This window comes from Bradyrhizobium sp. Kon10, from assembly GCF_055807395.1.
The window spans coordinates 1-17,293 of sequence record NZ_JBVVOZ010000017.1 but is presented as its reverse complement, the minus strand read 5'-3'; the positions used below and the strand labels follow the sequence as shown (position 1 = coordinate 17,293).

The window sequence follows — 17,293 nt, the reverse complement described above, 5'->3', positions numbered from 1 at the left end:
CCAGGGCCCGCCGTTCTTGTTTGTGCCAATGTTTCGCGTGTCTCGCGGGCGGAGCCGCTACTTCTTCTTCGCGCCGACCCGCTCGAGGGTTTTGATCTCCAGCGCGGGGCGGCCGGATTTTTCCGCGATCTCACGGTCCTGCTCCATGATGAAGGCACGGGCCGGCTCATCGCCATCAAGGCCTCCGAGCAGCTCCGAAGGCACCCGCCGGTTGGAGCGCTGTGAGCCGTCTTCATAGAAGACGTTGAAAAAGGCGAATTCGCCCTTGGGATTGGTTCCAGGTTTTTTGGCCATGGGGGCTTGTCGTCGATCAGGACGCCATAGTCAAACGACTTTGGCGGCTGCGAGGGTCGGCCGGAGGGCTTTCTGCGCGACGTAATCCGTTCGCCCGATCGCAGTGCCAGGCGCCTCGTGTCGTCGATGCGACCCTGACCTCAATAAACGGCGGGCCGAAAAGCCCGCCGTTTATTTTTGGTCTTCAGTGCCGCCCGGGGCTGGCGGGGCGACAACCTAGAATAGAACGCTATAACTTGCGCCATGAGGTGGCAAGTTAAATCGTGCCGGCGTTGCCGTCGCAGCGAACGCGTCGGAGCTGAGCCGATCGTCATCGCGGGTTGCAGCGTGCTCTCGAAGCGCTGGGTCAGTTTCCCTGTCGTTCAGGTTTGGCGCTTTGTACGACGCGATCCTCGAGCCGCCGCGCATCGATGGCTGGTCGTCGTTGAAGGCTAAGGCTCGCGGCTTTGACCGTTCCGCTGTTCCCGGGCATGATCGCAGCGCTGCTTCGCGCACATTTTCCAGAGGATTTTCCCGCATGTTGAGATACGCCGTGATGCTCGGACGAGGCTTGGTCGCTGCCTTCATCCTCTCTCTGGCTGGCAGCCAAGCGGAGGCTGCGCGCTGCGGTGGGGACTTCAACAGCTTTGTCGCTGGCATGACCTCGGAAGCGCAGGCAGCCGGCGTCTCCGCGAGCGTGACGAGCGCCGCGTTCAGCGGAATCACCGAGGATGGCGCCGTGCTCGCGTTCGACCGGCGCCAGCGCTACACCTTCAACAAGAGCTTTGAGCAGTATGTCTCCACCCGCGTCGGCCCCGGCCGCATCAATGGCGGGCGTGCGCTGTTGCAGCGTCACGCTGCGCTGCTGTCGCGCATCGAGCAGCAGTTCGGCGTGCCGCGGCAGATCCTGGTCGCGATCTGGGGCCTGGAAAGCGATTTCGGCAAGGGCGACATGGGCAAGCTGCCGGTGATCCGCACGCTCACCACGCTGGCGCATGACTGCCGCCGCACCGAGCTGTTCCAGGGCGAGTTGCTCGCTGCGCTCAAGATCGTGCAGCGCGGCGACCTGCCGCTGCGCGACCTCATCGGCGCCTATGCCGGCGAGATCGGCCAGACCCAGTTCCTGCCGTCGTCCTACATCAAATACGGCGTCGATTTCGACGGCGATGGCCGCGTCGACCTGCGCCACAGCGTCCCCGACGTGCTCGCCTCGACCGCGAACCTGCTCCACACCAGCGGCTTCAAGATGGGCCAACCCTATGGCGAAGGCACCGCGAATTTCGAGGCGATGCGCGAGTGGAACAGGGCGCTGATCTACCGCAAGACGATCGGATATTTTGCGGATCGGTTGATGGGGCAGTGACGGCAGGTTGGTGAGACTGCGGACTTGCGCCACTCGCGCGCGTCATCACCGGCGAACGCGTGGAACCTCTATGTACACTTTTTCAGTTTGGAACCGAACCATCTGCAGCTCGCGCCCTTAACATACGTTACTGGGGCCAAGAGCGCATTTTGGGAGCGGCCAATGGGACAAGCACAGCCATATCAGGCGACCGCGTTGATTGTTGAAGACGATGTCATGCAGCGCGAGATGCTTTGCCTCCTTCTGGAGGAAAGTGGATTCGAGGTCATCCAATGCGAAAGCGCCGAGGCAGCCGAACTTGTCCTGGACAAAAACGCCGGCGCGCTCTGCCTGATGCTGACCGACGTGCAGCTCGCTGGCCGCATGAACGGCGTCGAGCTGGCGCACGTCGCCAAGGACCGCAATCCGAAGCTCGACGTCGTCGTCACCTCCGGCCGGCCGTTGATGCAGGCCTTGCCTGACGGCGCGAAATTCTGGGCCAAGCCATGGGCGCCGCTCGACGTGCTGCGCGAGGCCGAGATCGCGCAATTGTCCGAGCGCAGCGCCTCGCCGTGGACGCACTGACCGTCTCGTGACTTCTCCGGGCCGGGCAGGGGTGGTAGGGACATGACATGTCCTGGTCGTTCCTGCTGACCTCGCTGATCGTCGTGGCTTCTCCGGGGACGGGTGTGCTCTACACGCTCGCCGCGGCCCTGACGCGCGGCTCGCGGGCCAGCATAGCTGCCGCCTTCGGCTGCACGCTCGGGATCGTGCCGCACATGACCGCGGCGATGCTCGGATTGGCCGCCGTGCTCCACACCAGCGCTCTCGCCTTTGCCGCGCTGAAATGGTGCGGCGTCGCCTATCTGCTCTACATGTCCTGGCAGGCGCTGCGCGAGCGAGGTGCGCTTGCGGTCGAGGCCGAGATCAAGGAGCGGCCGAGCGGCCGCGTCATCGTCACCGGCTTCCTGATCAATATCCTCAATCCAAAGCTCTCGATCTTCTTTCTCGCCTTTCTGCCGCAGTTCATTGCGGCGGAGGAGTCCCATGTGCTGGCGCGGATGCTGGAATTGAGCGGCGCCTTCATGGCGATGACGTTTGCGGTGTTCGTGGTCTACGGCCTCTGCGCCGCCGCGGTGCGCGAGCGCGTGATTTCGCAGCCGGGTGTGATGGCCTGGCTGCGCCGCAGTTTCGCGGCAGGCTTTGCGCTGCTGGGCGCCAAGCTCGCGTTTGCCGAGCGATAGCCAATAAAAAAGCGGGCTTTGCGCCCGCCACCTGCAATCTCTCAAGCCTTGCCCGAAGCCCGGGCGGAGCGAGGCTCCACCCGGGCAAAGAAAAAGAAGCCTCGTTACTTCTTCTTCGCCTTCTTGGCCTTCTTCGCCTTCTTCTTCGCCGCCTTCTTCGCTTTCTTAGCCATAGGATCCTCTTGAGGGTTAATGGTGAAACGCGACACGAGGGATGCTCGGCGGAGGGCCAGCCTCGCAACATCCTCGACGACAAGCTCAGCAGATTCGCGCGCTCCTGCCCCGCGCCGTCACATCTGTGTCATCGCGTTATCCACAGCTCAGATGCATTTTCGGTCGTTTTTGTCCGCGAAGGCGCATCGCAGCACGCGCGGCAGCCACCACACATGGACGTCGGCGACATGCCTAACGATCCGACAATCGCCGCGCGCCGTTCACGAATCCAAAACCAAAGGCGGGCTTTCGAAGTTCGCAGTGAGACTCCGTTAAGCGCAAGGCGGGCATTGTCCTCCGCAAGAACACGGGGACGGGGTCATGGACGAACGGCTGTCAAAGACAGGGGGCGGGATGCTGCGCGCATGGCGGGCGCCATGCTGAACGTGCCGACGCTTTGGACGGTTTTCGTCTTCAACTTCCTTGCGCTGGGCCTGATCTGGGCCTACGTGATGCGCTCCTATCCGAAATTCGAGGCTGCGCGGTTCTGGATGGCGTCGGCCTTTGTCGGCGCGTCGGGGGCGTTGACGGGCCTGATCCGCCTGTTCGTCACGTCGCCTCTGCCACTCCTGATCGCCGGCGCCGGCGTCATCGCAGCGACCTCTCTCGCTGCGATCGGCATCCATCGATTCTACGATCGGCCGGTGTCCTGGCGCCTCATGCTCGCATCGGCGGCCTTGAGCATCGGCGGCATCATGTTCTTCAAATTCGTCTTCGACCACATGCCGCTGCGCATGCTTTGCTACACCATTGGTCAGGCCCTGCCGCTGCTGTTGTCGTTGCCGCTGTTGCTGTCGCCGCCGGAAGGCCGTGTCAGCCCGGGCGCGCGGCTGTCGGGCGTCGTGATCATCACCGTGATCGCGATCTTCGTGGCGCGTACGTTGGGCAATCTGCTCGGCGGCGACTTCTCGTCGCTGGCCGGCAGCCAGTCTCATGCCGTGATGGTGTTGGCGCTCCTGTTCCTGTCGATGACGCTCAATTTCGGCTTCCTGCTGATGGCGATGGACCGGTTGCGCAATGAGGTCGCCGACCTCGCGCTGCTCGACGATCTCACCGGCGTCGCCAATCGCCGCCATCTGCTCCAGCGCCTGGCCGAGGAATGCGCCCGCTCGGAGCGCAGCGGCGAGCCGTTCTCGCTGTTGGTGATCGATATCGACGGCTTCAAGACCATCAACGACACCCATGGACACGCTGCGGGCGACGCCTGCCTGCAGCACTTCACCCTGATGGCCCAGACGCGGCTGCGGCCGGGCGACATGCTCGCCCGCACCGGCGGTGACGAGTTCTGCGTCGTGCTGCCGTCGTCCTCCTTGCGCGAAGGTGCGATGATCGCCCACCGCGTGCTGGAGGTCTGTCGCAAGGATGCCGCCGGCTGCGCCGGCACCGACATCCCGATCGCGATCTCGATCGGTGTGGCGGAATGGGACCGCGGCATCGGCCAATTTGCGGATCGCCTGATCGCGCACGCCGATCACGCGCTCTACGCCGCCAAGAAGAACGGCAAGAACGATCTTGCCGTCTATGATCCGGCCCCGCCGCTCTCGCCGGAGCCGGCCGGACCGGTCGAGGCCACGCGCAAATTCGCCTGAGGCCGTGCTAGGCTTGGGTCGCATGGGACCCGGATGATGATGTCTCGCCTGTTTGCGGCCATTCTGGCCGCGCTGCTGATCGCTCCCGCTGCCGCAACGGATGCCGAGCTCGCCAAAGTCGCGCGCAGCTCGGGCACGCCCGACATTCCCGGCCTGAAGATCGTCTGGCTCGCGCCCTGGGGCGATGTCGGCAACGCCCATTCCTGGGGCAACATCATCGTGCACCAGACCGAGGGGCCAACGGGCTCCGCGCGCGGTGGCGCGCTGGAGCAGTTTAAGAATCCGACCCGGCGCGGCGTCACGGTGTGGGTCGAGACCGACGGCACGGTCTATTGGGCGGTCGCGGAGAATCTGGTGCCGACCCATGGCGACGGCGCCAACCGCAACGACAACAAGTACATCGATAACAGGCCGACCTATCGTCAGGTCGTGCGCGACAATTCGATCGGTGTCGAGTTCGCCGGCAACTATCCCGATGTCACGACCGGCCCGACCCCGGCGCAGGTCGGGGCATGGAAGATCCTGGTCCAGCTGCTGCGCGCGCGCTACGGCATCCCGCTCGACCACGTCTATGCGCACAACTGGATCGACTACAAGGACGCCCGCTATTGCGAAGGCTGCTGGCTCGCGACGCTGGCAAGGATTTGGGGGGAGTGAGCGCTCTCACTCGTCATTCCGGGTTCGCGCTACGCGCGCTCCGGAATGACGAAGGGGGTCACACCGTCTGCGCCATCCAGCCGAACAGGCGCCGGATCAATCCCGGCCGCTCCGGCAGCTCCGGCGGGCCGTCGGCAGCCAGCACGCGTTTGAAGAAGAACTCCAGAAACACCATGTCGTTCGGCTCGGTGACGGTGAACTGGTCGTCGCCGAAGAACACGCTGTAATCGTAGAAGAACGGTCCGACGAACGGCACCGTCGCGGTCGAGGCGTTGTCCTTGGAGATCACGAATTCCGATGGCTCGAGCCCGTGGTCGCGCATCGCCTGCTCGACCAGCGGCAGCTTGCGCATGAACTGGGCGGAGAAGCCGCCGACGGTGGATTGCAGAATGATCGCCACGGCGCCCCGTCCGTTCTCTTGGGGCTATCGGCCCAATCCCTTTGGTCGGTTGACCGGCAGCACGGGTTCAAGGCAGAGCCACAACCCGGCTGTCATCGCCCGGTTTAGCCGGGCGATCCAGTATTCCAGAGAAGAGCTTTGGCATACTCGCTCTTGCAACAAGCGCTGCGGCGTACTGGATGCCCCGCTTTCGCGTGGCATGACGGGGAGGTTGCACCCCAACAAAAAAAAGCCGGCGTTGCCGCCGGCTTCTTGTCTCTTCGATCCGCCAGTCTCTGGCGCCGGATCCTCGCGCTTAGTGCGCGGCTTCCAGCGCGGCTTGTTCGGCCCTTGCGATCGTGCCCTTGACCGCGGACTGCACCTTCTCGAAGGCGCGGACCTCGATCTGGCGGACGCGCTCGCGCGACACGCCGAACTCGGCGGCAAGGTCTTCCAGGGTCATCGGCTCATCGGCGAGGCGACGGGCCTCGAAGATGCGGCGTTCGCGCGGGTTGAGCACGCCCATGGCGCCATTGAGCGCGTCCCGGCGGTGATCATATTCCTCGTGCTCGGCCAGCATGGCTTCCTGGTTGGGCGAATTGTCGACCAGCCAGTCCTGCCATTCGCCGGCTTCACCGTCGTCGCGGATCGGTGCGTTGAGCGACGCGTCGCCACCGAGGCGGCGGTTCATGTCGATCACGTCCTGCGCCGTGACGCCGAGACGCTTGGCGATGATGGCCACCTGGTCGGGACGGAGATCGCCTTCGTCCAGCGCGGAGATCTTGCTCTTCGCCTTGCGCAGGTTGAAGAACAGCTTCTTCTGGTTCGCGGTGGTGCCCATCTTCACGAGCGACCACGAACGCAGGATGTACTCTTGAATCGACGCCTTGATCCACCACATGGCGTATGTAGCGAGACGGAAACCCTTCTCGGGTTCGAAACGCTTCACCGCCTGCATCAGGCCGACATTGCCTTCCGAGACGACCTCGGAGATCGGCAGGCCGTAGCCGCGATAGCCCATGGCGATCTTGGCCACGAGCCGGAGATGGCTGGTGACGAGCTGGTGCGCGGCGTCGCGATCATCGTGTTCGCGCCAACGCTTGGCGAGCATGTATTCCTGCTGGGGTTCCAGCATCGGAAACTTGCGGATTTCGCCGAGGTAACGGGAAAGGCCGGATTCTCCATTGAGGACCGGCAGGGTAGCGGTACGGGCCATAGTGCGCCCTCCAAACAGGTTCAGGCCCCCGATAGCGGCGGGCCAGGCAGACGACCGCTTGGTTAAAGCCGATCGGTGCTGCGATGTTCCGCGTTGGTCATTTCAACGCAGGCGCAATATACCCCATGGGGGGTCATTTAGGGAAGGATTACTGACGTCACGTCCCCGTGTGGCTGCCATAACTTTTTGTAATGTAAAGCTTTTCTGAATCGGCCAGCGTCATAGCGCCGCTTTCAGAGTGCCCTGGAGGAGAAGCAAATCCTCCGGCAAGGGCGCCTCCCAGTGCAGAAGTTCTCCGCTTCTCGGGTGCTCCAATACCAGCAGATAGGCGTGCAGCGCCTGGCGCCCAAGAGCGGTCAGGGCCGCCTGCGCCGCAGGCGCGAGCTGGTTCGCCTTGGTCTTGAAATGCGGGCCGTAGACGGCATCGCCCATCAGCGGGTGCCCGATATGGGCGAGGTGGACGCGGATCTGGTGGGTGCGGCCGGTCTCGAGCTCGCAGGCGAGCAGCGCCGCGATCGGCTTGCCGTCGCGGCCCGTGAAGCTCTCCAGGATTTCCCAGTGCGTGACGGCCTCGCGGCCACCCTGCCGCACCGCCATTTTGTCCCGCGCATACGGATGCCGGTCGATCGGTGCATCCACCGTACCGCGATGGCGGCCAAGGGTGCCCCAGGCGAAAGCCATGTAGCCGCGCCGCATCGGTCCGGTGCGGCCGTGGTCGGCGAATTGCGCTGATAGCGATTGATGGGCGAGGTCGTTCTTGGCGACCACCATCAGCCCGGTGGTGTCCTTGTCGAGTCGGTGCACGATGCCGGGCCGGCGCACCCCGCCGATGCCGGACAGCGAGGCGCCGCAATGGGCAATCAGCGCGTTGACCAGCGTGCCGGTCTCGTGCCCGGCCGCGGGGTGCACCACCAGCCCCTTCGGCTTGTTGAGGACGATGATGTCGTCGTCCTCGAACACGATGTCGAGCGCGATGTCCTCGCCCTTGGGCTCCGGCGGGGCCGCCTCCGGCACGTCGATTGTGATCGTATCGCCGGATGTGACGTGATAAGCGGGGTCGCGGACTGCGGTGTCTCTGAGGTTCACCGCGCCCGCCAGAATCAGGGCTTTCAGCCTTGATCGCGACAGATCTGCGAGGTGCGCCGCCAGCACGAGGTCGAGCCGGGCCGAGCCCTCGTCGCCGCCGACCACGACCTCCAACCGTTGCGCTGAACCCGAGCTTTCCATGACGACGTCTGATACCGCTGTTCCCGAACCGAGCCCCGAGCAGGCCGCGCTGTTTGCGCGGGTGCGGCGGATGATGCTGATCGCGGGGTTGACCACGGCGCTGGCAATCTGCGCCGTGCTGATCGGGGTGGGCTACCGCCTTTTCAAGTCGGAGGGAAGGGCGGCCGAGGCGCCCAGCGACGTCACCGCCACCCTGCCGAAGGGCGCCAAAATCGTGGCGACCGGCGTCGCCGGCGACCGGCTGGTGGTGACGCTCGATGTCGGCGGAGTCACCGAAATCCGCACCTTCGACGTCCACACCTTGCGGCCCGCCGGAAAGCTGAAATTTGTCAATGAGCCGTAGGGCTGGCCCCGGAAACTGGCAGCAGCCGTCGTCCTGGCGAAAGCCAGGACCCATAGCCACCGAATCCGGTTTCCACGAACGAGATCGTCACTCCGATCGGGCTTAACCATCCGCGTATGGGGTAATGGGTCCTGACTTTCGCCAGGACGACGGCGGAGAGCGCTTCTGAAACCCCTCGATCCCCGCTTGCCGCCGGCAAAATTCGAGGCTATGTCCTCTCCCTCACGCTCCCTTCGTCTAGCGGTTAGGACGCGGCCCTCTCAAGGCTGAAACAGGGGTTCGATTCCCCTAGGGAGCGCCAGCAAACTCAGGCACTTAGGTCGCCATCAGCCACGTTCGTTGAATAATGGTTGAATAAGACGCTGGTGAACAGCGGCGAACGCTTAGGGAATTTACTGCCTACATTTAGCAGACTGGCCTCGGCGCAATGCGTCGCTGTGGCTGGCGCATTCGCGAAAAATTTCCTCGTCGCCCTTGATATCCGGAAATATTCAAACCCCCGCTGACGTGCGCTGTCGTACGCGAGCGCTCTCGGGTGTTCGCATTGACGTTGCTCGTCGCACAATCAACTCTTGTCCTGTCGAGTTTTGTGCGAATAGGAGGGCCACGTGAGACACAATCGACGAGAGAAAACTGGCGGACAACAGTCACAAGTTAATCTATCCGCTCCGAATGCCGCAGAACCGAGTACGATGCCATTCGCCCAGCGGCTCAGCTGCACGATTGACGATGCATGCGTAGTGACCGGCTTGGGACGCACGAAGCTTTACGAGTTGATAGGAACTGGGCGTATCATCACGACAATGATCGGACGTCGGCGACTAGTAGTGGTGCGCTCACTTTTGGCGCTCCTTGACACCAATATGTCGAACTAGTGGACGCGCGATTTAAGGGGGCAACACCACTTTGAACGCGCATTTCCTCAGGCACTCATTTTGATGACACGACCGTGCTCCCACTACCGCATCAACAGCACGGCGCTCTTGCCTGAATTCGGCGGCATGGGTGTAGGCGCCACGGATTCCATTCGTCTCCTGATGCGGAAGTTGACGTTAGCTCGCATCCGCTTGTCACTTGCTGCTTTCGTTCGGGAGCGTTGGCGTGGGTCGCAGGCCACGCTCCAGCCGGCTGAATTCCGTGGACCTAACATTTCAAGTCAAGAATCTAGCGCGGGCGAATTTCCGATAAGTGCTCGCAGGACTCGAACCAGCAACCAGGCCGTTATGGGCGGCAGCCTATCGACCAGCTTTGTTGATTTTGCTGCAGTTTCGCTCGAGTTCCATCGCGTTTGCGGCGTTTCGTTCGCGTTATTCTAGTGCGAGACTGGTGCGGTTGAGGCGCGACGTTTGGACTCACAACTTTGACAGGACTCCCAAACCCTGTCGGCGGCTCCGCGCAGCATGGCACGCTCCTAGGCAGTTTGAGCGCGGTTCAATTTTGACGGATCATTGAGGAGATGCGGCAAGTACGCGCGCGCCAGACAGATTGTGAGCTGCTCGCCCCGCCGGCTTAGTCGATCTATCCAGTCGACCGGCATTGCGTTGAAGTTCGTAGGATACGAATGAGTTTCCTCCCGGCGAACCAAATCCGGAGGAGGGTTGGGCAATTGGCGATCGAGTTGCCCGAGATATGGAAAGATGAAATTTTTGATCAGTCCGAAACGCTGCGCGTCGTGAATACGGACGAGCAAAGTGCCAAGTGCCACGGCACCGATTAGCAGCGACGCCGCCATAAGTTTGAACCCAAGCGGGCTCAACAGCTTGCGGCACATGCGCTTTACGAGACCTTCCGCCAGAAGGTCTCGGATTTTCATCTCAAAGGAAGGGAAATCGCCGCCGTGCGCATGAAAATAAGCACCAATAACGCTGCCACCCGACACCGTCGACACGATGGCAATCTGGTCCAGTAGCCCTAAATTATCGAGCGCGCGCAGGCATCCAAGGTGGAATGCTATCGCGCGCGAGCCGCCGCCCGAGAGAGCTAGCCCGATCTTTGCTTTCGTCGGGTCTTCCATACCCACCTGGTCAGGCAACGTCGGCTTGAGCGCCCATGGGCCGGATCAGCGTCGTCGTGATCTCCGTTTGGCCGGGCTGTGTGAGCAGCGAGACCCCACCTTCCATGTGGGTTGAAAAGACGTGCTTGGCCACTCGCGCGTACACCTGCAATGCTTGAGAGTGCGGATGTCCATACTGGCTCTCCACGCCCGCGCTGATCAGAATAGTATGGGGGGCGATGTCGAGCAGCGACTTAGGATGGGTTGCGTTCCTCGATCCATGGTGAGGCGCCGCAAGAACGTGAGATTTCAGGGCGCTGCCAAAAAGCCTGCTGATAGTGTCCCATCGCGGGTTCTCGGTATCGCCCGTAATCAGGTAGGAAAATCCACCCGATCCTCTGCCAGTCAACTTGAGCACGATGCTGCAGTTGTTGGACGAATCCATGTCCTCGGTGTGCGGCGAGAACAGCTCGAAATCAAATTTGTCCGAGAGACCGGTAAGAGTGCGGCTCGCAAGCCGATCAAGCCGAACCCCGATGCGGGTGAGGGGATTGTTCGTATCCTGCCGGGCCTTCACCTCACTCGCGATGAGGGCAAACACCCGTTTGGCCTCGGCCGTATCCTTGTAATAACTGGGGTACATAATCCAGTCAGGTCGATACTTGCGCAGCACGATCGACGCGCCGACAATCTCGCTGTGGTCGCTGTCAAATCCCGTCAGGATCAAACCTCTGACACGATTATTTTTGAGCGCCAGAGCCATCATTTGCTTGACGGAGGCCACGGTGTCATCCCCCGATGCCGGGACCTGGCAATCAACAATGATGGCCTCCCCTTGATGGCGCACAATTACAAGGGCGCCTTGGCCAACATTCACCGCAACGATGTTCATCCCTTGCCCCCGCGGCCCTGATAAAGTCCCTGATTTAGGTCACGCTCCAAATTAATGACGGCGTGTCGTGCGGACGGAAATTTGCGAGCCCGATATTTCGCCAGCGTCTCTGCCAACATCGGATTCTTACAGGAGCTGACGATGGAATAGGATCTCGTCGCATCTTCGGGATCTTCGACGGCCACGATATCGGCCCGCGAGCCATCCACCAGCGGCAACGAGCCTTTCCAATAGGGTGCGTTCATCTCCTTGGCGAGAAGTACCTTCATCCCCGGGTAGAAGTCTGAAAAGAAATCCTGGTCTTTGACCCGTTCAGGGTTGGCCGCTGTCTGTGGTGCGTTCGATCGCTCCCTCACGGGTGCGGCGTGGTTGGCGGGCCGCAACAGCGGCACGTCGACGAGCTGAACCTCGCTATGGGGCACTTCATAGAAATTGTCGGCGCCGCGACGGAAGATGAAGTGCTTCACTGTGTAGCGGGGATGGCTGCGGTTCTTTTTGACGACCAGCAGCGCATAGAAGAAGTCGGTATTGTGCTTGTCATGATTGACGACCCGATTGTAGGTCGCCTTGTCGCCGCCGCTCAATGTTTGCAAGCCGTTGACGTGATGCGTGTGCCAATTGCCAAGATGCTCGACATCGGGGTGCGCGGCCTCGATCTCCCGGAACAACTTTTCCTGATAGTCGCCGTCCTGCATGAAAAACGTTGGCGTACGTTGTGCGTTCGGACCTGGCTCCAGGACTCCCGTGACCTCAATATCAAGATGGTTCTTGTTTTGACGGTAGGTACCGAGCAGACGACCGCCGGTTTCGTCAGCATCGTACCGATCGCATTCGTCAAAACCCGAGTCCAGGACGCCGCGCGCGATAGAGATCGCAATCGTTGACTTCTTCGACTTAAACAGCATGGGCGACACTCCCTGAAGCACAGACCGCGCACTGCTCCTGCTGGCTCAGCGAGATACGCTGCAGTTGAAAGTGCTTGTTGAATGGATGAACAGGTCGATTGCCCCAGATGAGATAATTCTCATCGATGGGGTCGAGAAATTTCGGACGTTCAGGAACACGCCGAGCCAGCGCGTAGCGCGTATGAAATGCAGTGATGAAGGTGATATCGACCGTCAGTCCAGGCGAGTCTTTGATTTCGGCGATTTCCATCCCGTAGACTTTTTCGCGCTCTTCTTCACTGACGAGCTCGATTTCTTTGATCCCCTTTCGGAAAGGTGTGCGCTGCAGGGCCGCTTCAAGACATGCGAGGCAAGGACCACCCGGACGATAAGCGAAGACTTCACCTCCGATGCCGCGCGTGAACACCTTGCCGACCACGAACGGGACCCGGCCTTGAACGCACATCTCGTTGATAGTGTAGCGCGATGGCTCATTGTCCGTCGCAAGTACCACGACGTCCGAACTCGCAATCGCGTCGCCCAAGCCGGCGTACGTCATGATGTCGGCGTCGACCTTGGTGATTGCTGCCTTGGGGTTGCGATCGAGGAGGACGTCGGCAACGGCATCAACCTTCTTTTGCCCGATATAGCGGCGACCGCAGACATGCCGAATGATGTTCTCGGGCCCGACGATATCAGTGTCGATCAGGGTAAAGTTTCGGACGCCTGACATGACAAGCTGCAGAGCAACATTGGCGCCTCCCGAACCGCAGCCGGCAACCAACACTTTGACGTCCGCGAAACTCGCGATGTCGAAAAGCGCTTCAATCCTCTCGAAAGTGCGATCAGTCATAACGCTTCGTTCCTTCCAGGTCGCTTACTCGTCGTTGCTGTCCTCTAGTGCTGCAATTCGGCGCCAGGCCAGACGCCTCCGTTGTTGAGCCACACTTCGTATTTGTTCAGCCATTTCGCCGCTCGGCCGATGACAAAGGTCAGATGGTGCGCGCCGGGATTCCGCATTGCATGGTGCATGTAGCAAATGTTTCCATCCGTATAGCGATGGGGCGCGTAGCTAATGACCGGCGCGTCGATGTAGACGCGTGGCATTGCATTCGGATAGCTATCGGGAAATCGGATCGACGATACGTATTGCTTTTTATTGGTCGTCTGACCACCTGCTCTTTGTAGAAATTATCGGCGATGCGGCGCGTGCACGTTTGAGTAAGACGGATGAACAGCTTGCCTCGTTGAGAGGGAAGCACAGTACCGTGTGGTTCTCCGAGCGTTTTGCTCAGGCCTTTCCAGGTGTTCGCGGAGTGCAGTGGTTCGACGATCCTGAACAGGTCAAAACACGCCTTCTCAAGCTGCTGGAGGCACCGTTAGAGTACGCGGACGCTGAGCCGGTTTGGTGGTTTCGAGGATCGAGCAATCTGCGGATTCTCGCGTTCGAGCAAGTTCGCGACCGGCTCTATCTGATGGATGAGAATGAGCTTTTGATCCGACGGATCGCCGCCGTGAAGCCGGGCCCCTATTATTGCGACTTTGTGTATGTCGAGCTCGACCCGATGGAGCCGATCGGCATATATTCCAAGACGGCCGAGCGTATCGCTGAGGAAACGAGTGGCGAGGGCGACTTCGGATACTATTGGGAAGAATATGGCTTGGTCGATGGCAAGCACGTCATCACCCGATCCCAATATGATGATGGTGCAGCAGAGATTGAGGGGAGGCTTGAAGACGTGCGCGGCCGAACGCAACTTCGCGCGCGGTATGTGACGCCCTACAATTTCATCATCGCGGCCAGCCAGTCGTCAATCAACAATGGTGATTTTGACGAGTTCCTCGAAGACACGATGAGCGGCATGTTGCACGGCGAAGATCTCTTGCAGGAGCTTGGTAAGGCTGTCTTGAAGTTGCCAAAGCGCCATTAGCGACTGACATCCTTCTGAGTGTAGTCGAGCCGATGTTCGCCGCTGCTCTTGGGCGAGGCGGCCTGTCGAACGGTCATTGCGGATCATTCCAAACCATTCCGCTACGATTCCAGATCCTTCCGGTCCTAATGCGGGCGTGGCCTCGCTTGCCTTCATGGTCCAGTGCACAAAGGCCGCGTCCCGACGGGGGCGCGGTGTTTTGTTGATCGTTGTCGATCCTGTCAGCGATCTGGATGCGGCGCCATTATGCCGTACCAGTCGGCGCTCCAATCTCCGACCTTGATGGGAAGTGAAACGACATTGAAGTCCCTGCCGGGCTTAGGCAAATACTCGCGCTTTCGCAGCCAGCTCATGATGGCGGGCAGGCCCTTCTCCTTCAGTTCACCCATCAGATGCCAGACCTTCACGATTGGGATGGACGGGTCCTGGACATCCGCCATGCCGATCCAGTTCACCGACCCGATAGCGCTGAGGAAGTCGTAGTCAGAATTGACGCCTAGGAGCTGTTCTAGTCGCTCGTCGTTCGTTCGGAAAAGTGCATTGAGATGCCTTGCCTGGGTTACGCCCTTCTTGAGGTCTTTCGTACGATCGCCAATCTCCCGAATTTCGGCTGGCTCAATGAACCATTTGAGCTCAAGGCAAAGACAGCGCCTGGTTTTTCGATCGATGATCGCGCAGTCAACGTCTGTGCTTTGAAGCTTTCCGGTGATGACTTCAAGCTCCGTGTCGGCGAGAAACTGTCGAATCTCGCCGATCAATGCATCCTCCTTCATATCGACAAGGCGCGAGTAGTGGGCGCGCTCTTCCTTTATCTGATTTAGGAGCGTGCAAAGGTTGCGCTCGACGTTTAGGTTGAGAAAGATGAATGGCGCCAGCGCAACCTGGCCGTTAGCGAGGTCGATAAGCGGCTGCGTCGCGACATCGGGATTGAGTATGCCGTTCGACCCGAAGGTAACAAGATCGAGAATGGCATCGAGTGGTCGGCGAGGAACATTGGCGTATTCGGCGAGCTGGTTAGCTAGGTCGTCCTTGTCTAAAAGCCAGACCGACGATGGATAGCCCATGCCCTTCATGCCGCCGTTTGCGGCCATGGTTCGAACCAGGTACCAACCGTGCATCATGGACTGCATCGTCACCATGACAGTCCGGTACTCCTTGAGAGAGAAGTTCAAAAAGCGCCAATGGTCGGGGAGGGTGAAACGCCGCGATGTCGGCTCGCGGTGAAAATCGACCAAACGCGCGACGACTTCCCGATCAAACTTGAGCCGAAACCAAGTTTCCCGCAGCTTTGCCCGACCCCGCAAAAGGCGCAGCAGCTCTGCCGGTGGTTGTTCGAGAACAGGATCTTCCCGTCCCTCCTTACGGATCAGTCGATTATATGCTTCGTAAGTCTTGTCGTCCTTATGCACGGGCTCGATCAAAAGGCGCTTGCCCTCGACCGATAGCTTCAACCTCTTTCGGTACCAGAGAGGAAAGACGGTACAGAATTGGTCGTATTGTTGGGCCCGTTTCAGCCACTGCCATGCATGGCCGTAATCCTCGGCCACGTACGTGCGACGAACCGAGATGCTGCTGTCGGTCCGCCTTCGCATGCAGGCGCGCAGAGGATGAGTCAAAGAATTGAGCAGCCCATCGGCGACCATGTGCATCTCCTCATGCGGTCGCTCGGTATGCATTCTGAGGAAGATGTCCTCGTTAACGGCAAGAACAGTCCACATGGCCTGATTGGATGGCAGTGATAGCAGAGGCGAAGATTCGAAAGCTTGGTCAATCGCCCTTTCGGCCTCGATGATCGCCTCGTTAACCGCCATGCATGCTAACCTGTGTGTTCCCCGAGGGGCGCCGCTAAGCGGTTCTGGAAAGCCCACCGTCATGATAATCCTGGTCTAGCATATCGGCCTATGCAAATTCCTAAGCGGCGCCTAGCTTGGGCCCAACGCGAAACGAGTCCTGGGGCAGCCGGTCATGAATATGCTGAGCAATTTGCTGGCTTCGGCGACGGCGGAGATGGGCCATGAGTATCTCCGATTGCCGATCCAGGGTGGCGGCCCTGTCTATCGCGAGCGTGTCTACTGTTGCGAGCTTTACCACCAGAGGCGGCGGCGATGGCCCGATGATGGCCCGACGATGGGCCGTTCCGATTGAACGGTGAGGTGGACAAGGCCGCACATCCCGCCCTGTCCCGACTGGACGCAAGCTATGCCAAGCCGGACCTGCTGGTTCATTGTCCAGGCGACATGGGACGCAACCATGCGATCATTGAAATCAAGTGTAAGCGTAGCTCTGCGGCCCTTTTGAATCGCGCTTGACGTCTATTTTGTTCGCGTGGCGCGTCGCCGCGGTTTCCATGTGTCGGACAACGCGTTGACGGCGACCTCGAGGGCCTTACGGTCGATCACGTTGGGATCGAACCGCTCCGGGCCGCAGCGGCGCATATGTTCGTGCTCCGGATGAGCAGGGTCGCTGATGGCGTCGAGGTATTCGGCATAGCCTGGCGCACCACCGACGTCTTCCTGAGGACAACGACCGGCGGCCTCGAGCACGAAGGGCATGCCCTCCGTCGTGGTGTTGTCGAACCACTTTTCGAGCTTGATCACGTGATCCCAGCTGTCGCCGAAGTCGTAGAGATAATGGATCGTCTTCGCGCCGGTCTCTTGAACGATATTGGAGAGCCGCGTCTTGCGAGCATCGATGGGTTGAGGGCCAAAATCTCCATCGGGATCAGGGATACCCCAACGTCCGTCGCCAGCCAAAAACTCGAAGAGATGGCTATTCGCCCAGCCAAACGCCGTCTGAAGCGTCAGATGCAGCCGATCAAGGCGCAGCGTGAGCGGCACGACAAGGCATCGCATCACCTCCGGTTTCACGTCCTTGAGGGTCACCTTGATCCGGACCGCGGTCGTGTTCAGGCTCATGCCGCCAGCCTCGGGTCGTGTGCATGCATCGTGTAGATCGACGCCCAAGGGAGCAGTTCGTCCAGTCGCGCCGCAGGCCAACCATTGACGAGCTTCGCGAGAACATCAGCGAGCCAGTGCTCGGCACTGACGCCATTGAGCTTACAGGTTTATGCCGCCCGCCGAACTATGCCGAGTCGGATCGTTTTCCCCAGA

General features: G+C 60.6%; 19 protein-coding genes, 1 tRNA gene and 1 pseudogene. 9 read left to right on the top strand and 12 right to left on the bottom strand.

Features of this window, described 5'->3' with window-relative positions:
- Nucleotides 1–57 precede the first annotated feature (57 nt).
- On the bottom strand, nt 58–294 hold the full coding sequence (locus AC0L2O_RS22770; RefSeq protein WP_369721113.1) for a hypothetical protein: 237 nt from the start codon (nt 292–294) through the stop codon (nt 58–60).
- 517 nt (nt 295–811) lie between these two features.
- On the opposite strand from AC0L2O_RS22770, the gene AC0L2O_RS22765 reads away from it, so the two are divergent.
- The 5 genes from AC0L2O_RS22765 (at nt 812) to AC0L2O_RS22745 (ending at nt 5,318) form a co-directional block, all read left to right on the top strand.
- On the top strand, nt 812–1,636 hold the full coding sequence (locus AC0L2O_RS22765; protein ID WP_473371276.1) for a lytic murein transglycosylase: 825 nt from the start codon (nt 812–814) through the stop codon (nt 1,634–1,636).
- A 162-nt stretch (nt 1,637–1,798) separates the two neighbouring features.
- The gene (locus AC0L2O_RS22760; protein ID WP_409192787.1) at nt 1,799–2,200 is read left to right on the top strand and encodes a response regulator; all 402 of its coding nucleotides are present in this window, start codon (nt 1,799–1,801) and stop codon (nt 2,198–2,200) included.
- A 47-nt stretch (nt 2,201–2,247) separates the two neighbouring features.
- Complete coding sequence (locus AC0L2O_RS22755; RefSeq protein WP_473371275.1) at nt 2,248–2,859, top strand: LysE family translocator; 612 nt, start codon at nt 2,248–2,250, stop codon at nt 2,857–2,859.
- A gap of 590 nt (nt 2,860–3,449) precedes the next feature.
- Nucleotides 3,450–4,661 (top strand): GGDEF domain-containing protein, encoded by a 1,212-nt coding sequence (locus tag AC0L2O_RS22750; protein WP_473371349.1) that lies wholly within the window; start codon nt 3,450–3,452, stop codon nt 4,659–4,661.
- A 33-nt stretch (nt 4,662–4,694) separates the two neighbouring features.
- The gene (locus AC0L2O_RS22745; protein WP_473371274.1) at nt 4,695–5,318 is read left to right on the top strand and encodes a peptidoglycan recognition protein family protein; all 624 of its coding nucleotides are present in this window, start codon (nt 4,695–4,697) and stop codon (nt 5,316–5,318) included.
- Between the two features lie 58 nt (nt 5,319–5,376).
- On the opposite strand, the gene AC0L2O_RS22740 is transcribed toward AC0L2O_RS22745, so the two are convergent.
- The 3 genes from AC0L2O_RS22740 to AC0L2O_RS22730 form a co-directional block, all read right to left on the bottom strand.
- Nucleotides 5,377–5,718, bottom strand: coding sequence for a hypothetical protein (locus AC0L2O_RS22740; RefSeq protein ID WP_369721116.1), 342 nt, complete (start codon nt 5,716–5,718; stop codon nt 5,377–5,379).
- Between the two features lie 295 nt (nt 5,719–6,013).
- Complete coding sequence (gene rpoH / locus AC0L2O_RS22735; RefSeq protein WP_369721117.1) at nt 6,014–6,913, bottom strand: RNA polymerase sigma factor RpoH; 900 nt, start codon at nt 6,911–6,913, stop codon at nt 6,014–6,016.
- A gap of 219 nt (nt 6,914–7,132) precedes the next feature.
- Nucleotides 7,133–8,140, bottom strand: a complete 1,008-nt coding sequence (locus tag AC0L2O_RS22730; protein WP_473371273.1) for an RluA family pseudouridine synthase — start codon at nt 8,138–8,140, stop codon at nt 7,133–7,135.
- Here AC0L2O_RS22730 and AC0L2O_RS22725 point away from each other — a divergent pair.
- The 3 genes from AC0L2O_RS22725 (at nt 8,139) to AC0L2O_RS22715 (ending at nt 9,358) form a co-directional block, all read left to right on the top strand.
- The gene (locus AC0L2O_RS22725; RefSeq protein WP_473371272.1) at nt 8,139–8,483 is read left to right on the top strand and encodes a hypothetical protein; all 345 of its coding nucleotides are present in this window, start codon (nt 8,139–8,141) and stop codon (nt 8,481–8,483) included. The genes AC0L2O_RS22730 and AC0L2O_RS22725 overlap by 2 nt on opposite strands.
- Before the next feature lie 226 nt (nt 8,484–8,709).
- Nucleotides 8,710–8,784: transfer RNA gene (locus AC0L2O_RS22720), tRNA-Glu, on the top strand.
- Between the two features lie 391 nt (nt 8,785–9,175).
- A complete protein-coding gene (locus AC0L2O_RS22715) occupies nt 9,176–9,358 on the top strand; it encodes a helix-turn-helix domain-containing protein (protein ID WP_473371348.1) in 183 nt (60 codons plus the stop codon).
- A 536-nt stretch (nt 9,359–9,894) separates the two neighbouring features.
- On the opposite strand, the gene AC0L2O_RS22710 is transcribed toward AC0L2O_RS22715, so the two are convergent.
- From AC0L2O_RS22710 to AC0L2O_RS22690, 5 genes are read right to left on the bottom strand one after another with little or no spacing between them, the layout of a single operon-like run.
- Entirely contained in the window at nt 9,895–10,497 is a 603-nt protein-coding gene (locus AC0L2O_RS22710; protein ID WP_473371271.1) for a patatin-like phospholipase family protein, read from the bottom strand.
- A gap of 10 nt (nt 10,498–10,507) precedes the next feature.
- Nucleotides 10,508–11,368: a ComEC/Rec2 family competence protein gene (locus tag AC0L2O_RS22705; protein WP_473371270.1), complete on the bottom strand. Its 861-nt coding sequence runs from the start codon at nt 11,366–11,368 to the stop codon at nt 10,508–10,510.
- Nucleotides 11,365–12,273 carry a hypothetical protein gene (locus AC0L2O_RS22700; RefSeq protein WP_473371269.1) on the bottom strand — a complete coding sequence of 303 codons (909 nt, stop codon included), beginning with the start codon at nt 12,271–12,273 and terminating at the stop codon, nt 11,365–11,367. The genes AC0L2O_RS22705 and AC0L2O_RS22700 overlap by 4 nt, the downstream gene beginning before the upstream one ends.
- Complete coding sequence (locus AC0L2O_RS22695) at nt 12,263–13,105, bottom strand: HesA/MoeB/ThiF family protein (RefSeq protein ID WP_473371268.1); 843 nt, start codon at nt 13,103–13,105, stop codon at nt 12,263–12,265. Before AC0L2O_RS22695 ends, AC0L2O_RS22700 begins: the two co-directional genes overlap by 11 nt.
- A gap of 44 nt (nt 13,106–13,149) precedes the next feature.
- The gene (locus AC0L2O_RS22690; protein WP_473371267.1) at nt 13,150–13,359 is read right to left on the bottom strand and encodes a type II CBASS E2 protein; all 210 of its coding nucleotides are present in this window, start codon (nt 13,357–13,359) and stop codon (nt 13,150–13,152) included.
- Here AC0L2O_RS22690 and AC0L2O_RS22685 point away from each other — a divergent pair.
- The gene (locus tag AC0L2O_RS22685) at nt 13,353–14,183 is read left to right on the top strand and encodes a hypothetical protein (RefSeq protein WP_473371266.1); all 831 of its coding nucleotides are present in this window, start codon (nt 13,353–13,355) and stop codon (nt 14,181–14,183) included. The genes AC0L2O_RS22690 and AC0L2O_RS22685 overlap by 7 nt on opposite strands.
- Before the next feature lie 221 nt (nt 14,184–14,404).
- On the opposite strand, the gene AC0L2O_RS22680 is transcribed toward AC0L2O_RS22685, so the two are convergent.
- The 3 genes and pseudogenes from AC0L2O_RS22680 to AC0L2O_RS22670 form a co-directional block, all read right to left on the bottom strand.
- On the bottom strand, nt 14,405–15,994 hold the full coding sequence (locus AC0L2O_RS22680) for a hypothetical protein (RefSeq protein WP_473371265.1): 1,590 nt from the start codon (nt 15,992–15,994) through the stop codon (nt 14,405–14,407).
- Between the two features lie 501 nt (nt 15,995–16,495).
- Nucleotides 16,496–17,146, bottom strand: coding sequence for a plasmid pRiA4b ORF-3 family protein (locus AC0L2O_RS22675; RefSeq protein ID WP_473371264.1), 651 nt, complete (start codon nt 17,144–17,146; stop codon nt 16,496–16,498).
- Nucleotides 17,095–17,247 (bottom strand): annotated as a pseudogene (locus AC0L2O_RS22670) (transposase domain-containing protein); the annotation flags it as partial. The pseudogene AC0L2O_RS22670 and the gene AC0L2O_RS22675, both read right to left, overlap by 52 nt.
- Nucleotides 17,248–17,293: the final 46 nt, after the last annotated feature.